This is a genomic window from Azospirillum isscasi (assembly GCF_030849505.1).
In the GTDB taxonomy this organism is placed as follows: domain Bacteria; phylum Pseudomonadota; class Alphaproteobacteria; order Azospirillales; family Azospirillaceae; genus Azospirillum; species Azospirillum isscasi.
Map to the genome: position 1 here is coordinate 1 of NZ_JAUJFI010000333.1, position 1917 is coordinate 1917.

Genomic DNA, 1917 nt, shown 5'->3' on the forward strand with positions numbered 1-1917 from the left:
ACTCATAACCTGAAGGTCGCAGGTTCAAATCCTGCCCCCGCAACCAAATTTCCGACAAAAAGGCCCGTCAAGTCAACGACTTGGCGGGCTTTGTCGTTTTCGTGGAAAATTTAATCCCGATTTTTGGGACGAATTTGGGACACCGCCATGTAAGCAACCGCCCCCTCCCCTTCGCGCTATGGGGGATTTCCCATTGGCCGACATTGATCATCTGGAGAAGCCAAGGTATAGAAACGCCTCGACGTACCCCTGTCGGGACCGAATGAGGTGGATCGTGCGGCCCTCTCCCTCATTGGACATCACCGGAATTTCTGTGGCGGCAGGCCTGCTCGCCGCCGCCGTTGGAGCGTCCTACGCGTATGTGGACCTGATGCTCAATCGCATGGGAGCATCAGGGACGGCCATCGGGCTGAACGCCGCCATGCCGGCACTGGGCTGGCTTCTGGCAACCCCGCTGATGCCGTGGGTGCTGCGGCGCTTCAATCCCGGACTGGTCATGGCCGGGCTTCTGATGACCGCGGCGGTGACCTTCCCCGGGTTCGAACTGCTGCACGACGAGCGCGCGTGGATGCTGTTCCGCTTCCTGTTCGGTGGCAGCTGCGGCCTGGTGTTTCGGCTCGTCGAATACTGGATCAGCGCGGTCTCCCCGGATGATCGCCGCAGCCGCTACATCGGGATCTACAGCGCATGCTTCTGCGGAGGTGCCGCGGTCGGAGCGGGGGCGGTGCCGCTGGTCGGGTTCCAGGGCTGGCCGCCGGTCCTGCTGGTGCTGGCATTCGTGGCGGGCAGCGCGGCGGCTTTCGGCCGCCTCCGGCACGGCCCGCCCGCCGTTGGCGACAGTCCCGAAAGCCCGCTGTGGTCACTGTCCGGCATCGCCTCGGTCGGTGTCGTGGGGGCGCTGCTCTTCGGCATGTTCGAGCCGGTGCCGTACGCGCTGATGCCGGTCTATGTGGTTCGCCAGGGGATCGGGGAGGAATGGGCGGCCTGGGCCGCCAGTGCCTTCCTGGCCGGTCAGGTGGTGTTCTCGGTTCCCCTCGGCGTGTTCGCCGACCGGTTGGGCAAAATTCCGCTTCTGGCGTTCAGCGCCATGGTCGCGCTCGGCATGACGCTGGTCATTCCAAAAACGGTCTTCGCCCTGCCGGCGTTGCTGGCGGCGATGTTCGTCTGGGGCGGTTTCGCCGGAGCGCTCTACACGATCTCCCTCGCGCTGCTGACTGATGTCTTCGAGGGAAGCGACTTGGCCGCCGCCAACGCCGTCTTCGGAACGCTTTATGCCGTGGGCTCGCTCACCGGCGGGCCGCTCCATGGGGCGGCGATGGACTGGCGCGACCCGCAGGGGCTGATGATCAGCGCGGCGGCGCTGTTCGCCGTCTTTCTGACGGTCCTGTTCTGGCGGACGCAGCGCGCGGAGAAACCCGCATGAGCGACCGGGCGGCAGACGGCCGGCTTCTGATGGAGGCGGTGGAGGATTTCCGGCAGGCGACCGGCGCACAGGATCTGTGGGAGCGGTTGAAGGCCCAGCTCACGGTGTTCGGCGTCACGGGCCTGATCTACGGAACGGAGGCGATGCCGGACCCGGATCGCTCCCTCGGCCTGATACTCAACAGCATCCAAGGGGCTGGGGCTTGGCTGGACGACAAGCTTACGATGGATCTGTTCTATTGCGACGAGTATGTCGAGGCGGCTCGCTGTGAAACCGCGCCGATCCTGTGGAGCGACACGTCGAGACTACCGACCATCAGCGACGGAGCACTGCGGTCCCTGGCCCTCGACTATGACCATGGCGTCATCACCGGTGTGACGATCCCCATGCGTTTCGCCAGTGGGCTGGGAGCCATAGCATCGGTTGCCATGCGGGAGGCATGGCCTTTGCCGAATTCGACCGGATCTGGGCCGGGAATTCCGGTGTGATCGCCG

Annotated in this window: 2 protein-coding genes; both read left to right on the forward strand. The window is 64.9% G+C overall.

Annotation, left to right across the window (positions count from 1 at the left end; translation table 11 throughout):
* Positions 1–292: 292 nt before the first annotated feature.
* A complete protein-coding gene (locus QSG27_RS28800; protein WP_306712265.1) occupies positions 293–1423 on the forward strand; it encodes an MFS transporter in 1131 nt (376 codons plus the stop codon).
* Positions 1420–1911: an autoinducer binding domain-containing protein gene (locus QSG27_RS28805; protein ID WP_306712267.1), complete on the forward strand. Its 492-nt coding sequence runs from the start codon at positions 1420–1422 to the stop codon at positions 1909–1911. The genes QSG27_RS28800 and QSG27_RS28805 overlap by 4 nt, the downstream gene beginning before the upstream one ends.
* Positions 1912–1917 lie beyond the last annotated feature (6 nt).